At 62.6% G+C, this 4,896-nt stretch carries 6 protein-coding genes; all 6 read left to right on the plus strand.

Annotated elements, in window-relative coordinates:
- Window positions 1-86 precede the first annotated feature (86 nt).
- The 6 genes from GSM73_RS20905 (at window position 87) to ureC (ending at window position 4,652) form a co-directional block, all read left to right on the plus strand.
- Window positions 87-938 carry an urease accessory protein UreD gene (locus tag GSM73_RS20905; protein WP_047227361.1) on the plus strand — a complete coding sequence of 284 codons (852 nt, stop codon included), beginning with the start codon at window positions 87-89 and terminating at the stop codon, window positions 936-938.
- 185 nt (window positions 939-1,123) lie between these two features.
- Window positions 1,124-1,426, plus strand: a complete 303-nt coding sequence (gene ureA, locus GSM73_RS20910) for an urease subunit gamma (protein ID WP_047227360.1) — start codon at window positions 1,124-1,126, stop codon at window positions 1,424-1,426.
- 9 nt (window positions 1,427-1,435) lie between these two features.
- On the plus strand, window positions 1,436-1,969 hold the full coding sequence (locus GSM73_RS20915) for a GNAT family N-acetyltransferase (RefSeq protein ID WP_160893718.1): 534 nt from the start codon (window positions 1,436-1,438) through the stop codon (window positions 1,967-1,969).
- 5 nt (window positions 1,970-1,974) lie between these two features.
- Complete coding sequence (locus GSM73_RS20920) at window positions 1,975-2,508, plus strand: N-acetyltransferase (protein ID WP_003197345.1); 534 nt, start codon at window positions 1,975-1,977, stop codon at window positions 2,506-2,508.
- Window positions 2,505-2,810 (plus strand): urease subunit beta, encoded by a 306-nt coding sequence (locus GSM73_RS20925; protein WP_014336352.1) that lies wholly within the window; start codon window positions 2,505-2,507, stop codon window positions 2,808-2,810. The genes GSM73_RS20920 and GSM73_RS20925 overlap by 4 nt, the downstream gene beginning before the upstream one ends.
- Before the next feature lie 141 nt (window positions 2,811-2,951).
- A complete protein-coding gene (gene ureC / locus GSM73_RS20930; protein ID WP_047227358.1) occupies window positions 2,952-4,652 on the plus strand; it encodes an urease subunit alpha in 1,701 nt (566 codons plus the stop codon).
- Window positions 4,653-4,896: the final 244 nt, after the last annotated feature.

Genomic DNA, 4,896 nt, shown 5'->3' on the forward strand with positions numbered 1-4,896 from the left:
AGGGGCGCGGAGAAAATATGGAAGCCGAGGGTGTGCGCGGGCTGGTTACGATCTAGTCTGTAGCGCTCTAACGATAATCGGAAATCATGAACCTACCTGTCTCCTTACTGGCGCCTTCGGCCCTATTCACCCCCAGCTGGCATGCCGAGCTGGAACTGGGTTATGCCCGGTTCGGTGACTGCACGCGTCCGGTACAGCGCCGCCACAAAGGTCCGCTGCGGGTGCAAAAACACCTGTACGCCGAGGGCCCCGAAGTGTGCCAACACATCATCGTCCACCCGCCCGGCGGAATTGCCGGCGGTGATCGGTTGGACATCGCGGCCCACGTCGGCCCCGCTGCCTGGGCGCAGTTGACCAGTCCCGGCGCGGCCAAGTGGTATCGCGCCGCCGGCCCGGCCTATCAGCAACTGAACCTGAGCGTGGCCGCGGGGGCGACCCTGGAATGGCTGCCCCAGGAAACCATCGTCTTCAGCGCCGCCCAGGCCGAACTCAGCACCAGCATCGACCTGCAAGGTGACGGGCGCTTGTTCTACTGGGACATGGTGGCCCTCGGCCGGCCGGCCAGCGGTGAACGATTTGACCTGGGACACTTCCAGTCGCGGCTGGACATTCGCCGCGACGGGCAGTTGCTCTGGCATGAACGCCAGCGCATTGTGGGCGGTGACGGGTTGCTCGACTCGCCCATCGGGCTGGGCGGCGATCCGGTGTTTGCCACGTTGTTGGTGACCGGGGAAATCGATAGTGCGTTGCTGGAACAGTGCCGATCCCTGGGCCATGACGTGCGCGGCGACCTGACCCAATTGCCCGGCCTGATCGTGGCCCGATGTCTGGCGAGCGAGGCGCTGCTGGCGCGGGGTTGGTTGATTGAATTGTGGCGTTTGCTCAGGCCTGCATTGCTTGGAAGAGAGGCCATGCCGCCCAGAATCTGGAGTACATGAATCTGCTTTCCTGTGGGAGCGAGCTTGCTCGCGATGGCGATGGCGATGGCGATGGCGATGGAACATTCAACATTAATGTCGACTGACACACCGCTATCGCGAGCAAGCTCGCTCCCACAAAGGATCTCCCACAAGGAGATCTGTGTTTACAGCAAGAATTTTTTATCTGCCCTTATGGATTGCACATGGACCTGACCCCACGCGAAAAAGACAAGCTGCTGATCTTCACCGCCGGCCTCGTCGCCGAGCGGCGGTTGGCTCGCGGCTTGAAGCTCAACTACCCGGAGGCGATGGCCTATATTTCCGCCGCCCTGCTCGAAGGCGCCCGCGATGGCCAGACCGTGGCCGAGCTGATGCATTACGGCACCACGCTGCTGACCCGCGAACAGGTGATGGAGGGCATCCCGGAAATGATTCCGGAGATCCAGGTGGAGGCGACGTTTCCCGACGGCACCAAACTGGTCACCGTCCACCAGCCGATCGCGTGAGGCTGCGCCATGACCTATGACATTCGTGACGCCCGCCACACCGACTTGCCAGCGATCCGTGACATCTACAACGACGCGGTGCTGAACACCACGGCGATCTGGAACGAACAGGCCGTGGACCTGGGCAATCGCCAGGCATGGTTCAGCGCCCGGCAATCGCAAGGCTATCCGGTGCTGGTGGTGGTCGATGACGAAGATAACGTCCTCGGCTATGCCTCGTTCGGCGACTGGCGACCCTTCGATGGTTTCCGGCACACCGTGGAGCATTCGGTGTACGTACGTGATGACCAACGCGGCAACGGCTTGGGCTCACTGTTGATGACGGCCCTGATCGAGCGCGCCAGGGCGTGCGGCAAACACGTCATGGTCGCGGCCATCGAAAGCGGCAACGCCGCCTCGATTCGCCTGCACGAGCGGGCTGGCTTCATCACCACCGGGCAGATGCCCCAGGTGGGCACCAAGTTCGGCCGTTGGCTGGACCTGACTTTCATGCAGTTGATCCTCAACCCAGGGGCGCTACCGCCTGCCGTCGACAAGGAGTGATGCCTATGAACCCCGCCCAGTTGCGCCGAGTCCACGCCGAGAGCTTTGCGCACTACCGCCAGGGCCTGATCGATCTGTTGCTCGACGCCGTCGGCTATGGCGCCAGCGTGGGGTTCATGGCCGATCTCGATGCGGTCCAGGCACGCGCCTATTTCGATGAGGTTCAGGCCAGTCTCAACCAGGGCCACTTGCTGCTGTGGGTGGTGGTCAAGGATGAACAGGTGCAGGCCAGCGTCCAACTTGCCCTGTGCCAGAAACCCAACGGCCTCAACCGTGCCGAAGTGCAAAAGCTGCTGGTTCGCGGCGAGGCTCGCCGCCGCGGCCTGGGCCAGCAATTGATGAGCGCCCTGGAACTCGGCGCCCGCCAGCACAAGCGCGGCCTGTTGTACCTCGACACGGAGGCTGGTTCCGAGGCCGAGGCATTCTACCGCGCCATGGGCTACACCCGCGTCGGTGAACTGCCCGACTACTGCCAGAGCCCGGACGGGACGTACACCCCGACCGCCATTTACTACAAGACTTTGGGGCAACCGCAATGATTCCAGGCCAATACCAGGTCCAGCCCGGCGACATCGAACTCAACGTCGGTCGCCGCACCCTCACCCTGAACGTCGCCAACAGCGGCGACCGGCCGATCCAGGTCGGCTCGCACTATCACTTTTTCGAAACCAACGACGCCCTGACCTTCGACCGCGCCGCCAGCCGTGGCATGCGCCTGAACATTCCGGCCGGCACCGCGGTGCGCTTCGAACCGGGCCAGAGCCGCGAGGTGGAACTGGTGGATTTGGCGGGGCATCGCCGGGTGTTCGGGTTTGCCGGGCGGGTGATGGGCGACCTTTAAGCCATAGGGTGCCAGCACCGGCCCCATCGCGAGCAGGCTCGCTCCCACAGGGGAATGCGATCAACTGTGGGAGCGAGCCTGCTCGCGATGAGTGAGCGAAGCGAACGGTTTCCACATTCAATTGAATTCCAAGGCAAGCACATGAAGATTTCGAGACAAGCCTACGCCGACATGTTCGGCCCCACCGTCGGCGACAAGGTCCGCCTGGCCGACACCGAACTGTGGATCGAGGTGGAAAAGGACTTCACCACCTATGGCGAAGAAGTGAAATTCGGCGGCGGCAAAGTGATTCGCGACGGCATGGGTCAGAGCCAGCTGCTGGCCGCCGAGGTCGTCGACACGCTGATCACCAACGCGCTGATCATCGATCACTGGGGCATCGTCAAGGCCGATGTCGGTCTCAAGGACGGGCGCATCAAAGCCATCGGCAAGGCCGGTAACCCGGACATCCAGCCCGATGTGACCATCGCCATTGGCGCCAGCACCGAAGTGATCGCCGGTGAAGGCATGATCCTCACCGCCGGCGGTATCGACACCCACATTCACTTCATCTGCCCGCAGCAGATCGAAGAAGCCTTGATGAGCGGTGTCACCACCATGATCGGCGGCGGTACGGGCCCGGCCACCGGGACCAATGCCACCACCTGCACCTCCGGGCCGTGGCACCTGGCGCGCATGCTCCAGGCCGCCGACGCTTTCCCAATGAACATCGGCTTCACCGGCAAGGGCAACGCCAGCCTGCCAGAGCCGTTGATCGAGCAAGTCAAGGCCGGTGCCATCGGCCTGAAGCTGCACGAAGACTGGGGCACCACCCCGGCGGCCATCGACAACTGCCTGAGCGTGGCCGACCAGTACGACGTGCAGGTGGCGATCCATACCGACACCCTCAACGAATCGGGTTTCGTGGAAACCACCCTGGCCGCGTTCAAGGGCCGCACCATCCACACCTATCACACCGAAGGCGCCGGTGGCGGCCATGCGCCAGACATCATCAAGGCCTGCGGTTTTGCCAATGTGTTGCCCAGCTCCACCAACCCGACCCGGCCGTTCACCCGCAACACCATCGACGAACACCTGGACATGCTGATGGTCTGCCATCACCTGGACCCGAGCATCGCCGAAGACGTGGCCTTCGCTGAAAGCCGCATCCGTCGTGAAACCATCGCCGCCGAAGACATCCTCCACGACCTGGGCGCGTTCTCGATGATCAGTTCCGACAGCCAGGCCATGGGCCGCGTCGGTGAAGTCATCACCCGCACCTGGCAGACCGCCGACAAGATGAAAAAGCAACGCGGCGCCCTGCCCGGCGATGGCGAAGGCAACGACAATTTTCGCATCAAGCGCTACATCGCCAAGTACACCATCAACCCGGCGATCACCCATGGCATCAGCCATGAAGTGGGCTCCATCGAAGTGGGCAAGTGGGCCGACCTGGTGCTGTGGCGCCCGGCGTTCTTCGGCGTCAAGCCGACCCTGATCCTCAAGGGCGGGGCGATTGCCGCCAGCCTGATGGGCGACGCCAACGCCTCGATACCGACACCGCAACCGGTGCACTACCGACCGATGTTCGCAAGCTTCGGCGGCTCGCGGCACGCCACCAGCCTGACGTTCATCAGTCAGGCCGCCGCCGAGGCGGGGCTGCCCGAACAGCTTGGACTAAAGAAAAGAATTGCCGTGGTCAAAGGCTGCCGGAATGTGCAGAAAACCGACCTGATCCACAACGACTACCTGCCGAACATCGATGTCGATCCACAGACCTACCAGGTCAAGGCCGATGGGGTGTTGTTGTGGTGTGAACCGGCTGATGTGCTGCCGATGGCGCAGCGCTATTTTCTGTTTTGAATGGAGTGAGGACCTGAGAGCAAGACTTGTGGGAGCAAAGCTTGCTCGCGATACAGGTGCCTCAACTCTTGAGAACCGAGTTGAATTCATCGCGGGCAAGCCTTGCTCCCACAGGTTGGCGCTTGTTCATTGAGCGTTTTTTACTCCACCAACCGCCCCAACCGCTGCTTGAGCATGCGGTTTTCGCTGCGCAGTTGCTGCACTTCTTCCAGCAGGTCCAGCGCCAGGGCGACACCTTCCCATT

This window comes from Pseudomonas sp. PICF6 (genome assembly GCF_009831705.1).
In the GTDB taxonomy this organism is placed as follows: domain Bacteria; phylum Pseudomonadota; class Gammaproteobacteria; order Pseudomonadales; family Pseudomonadaceae; genus Aquipseudomonas; species Aquipseudomonas rhizophila.

Bases quoted from the DNA above. Each gene is read 5' to 3' on its own strand.
- GSM73_RS20905 (WP_047227361.1), top strand. From the start codon at position 87: ATGAACCTACCTGTCTCCTTACTGGCGCCTTCGGCCCTATTCACCCCC.
- ureA (WP_047227360.1), top strand. From the start codon at position 1,124: ATGGACCTGACCCCACGCGAAAAAGACAAGCTGCTGATCTTCACCGCC.
- GSM73_RS20915 (WP_160893718.1), top strand. From the start codon at position 1,436: ATGACCTATGACATTCGTGACGCCCGCCACACCGACTTGCCAGCGATC.
- GSM73_RS20920 (WP_003197345.1), top strand. From the start codon at position 1,975: ATGAACCCCGCCCAGTTGCGCCGAGTCCACGCCGAGAGCTTTGCGCAC.
- GSM73_RS20925 (WP_014336352.1), top strand. From the start codon at position 2,505: ATGATTCCAGGCCAATACCAGGTCCAGCCCGGCGACATCGAACTCAAC.
- ureC (WP_047227358.1), top strand. From the start codon at position 2,952: ATGAAGATTTCGAGACAAGCCTACGCCGACATGTTCGGCCCCACCGTC.